This is a genomic window from Marinomonas gallaica (genome assembly GCF_001639745.1).
GTDB lineage: Bacteria > Pseudomonadota > Gammaproteobacteria > Pseudomonadales > Marinomonadaceae > Marinomonas > Marinomonas gallaica.
Genome location: NZ_LTAX01000112.1, coordinates 1 through 240, shown reverse-complemented (window position 1 = coordinate 240; position 240 = coordinate 1). Strand labels below are relative to the sequence as shown.

Here is a 240-nt window from a genome sequence, read left to right as displayed (position 1 = left end):
GGAGGAGGAAGAGGGGAGGAGGAGAAAGGGGGGGGGAAAGGAAAGAGGGAGAAAAGAGAGAGAAAAAAGAGAAAGGAGGAAGAAGGGAAGGGAGAAAGAGGGAAAGAGAGGAGAAAAAAAGGAGGAAGGAGGAGAAGAGAGGAAAAGAAGAGGAGAAAATAGAGAGTAAAAGAAAAAAGAAAGAAGAAAAGAAAGGAGAAGAAGAAGGAGAAAGGAGAGAAAAAAAGAAAAAAGAAAAGG

Annotated in this window: 1 protein-coding gene; it reads left to right on the top strand. The window is 42.1% G+C overall.

Going from position 1 to position 240, the window contains the following annotated elements; translation table 11 throughout:
- Window positions 1–240 (top strand): hypothetical protein (locus AYW76_RS19745; protein WP_197467866.1); only part of this gene is annotated, 240 nt, incomplete at both ends.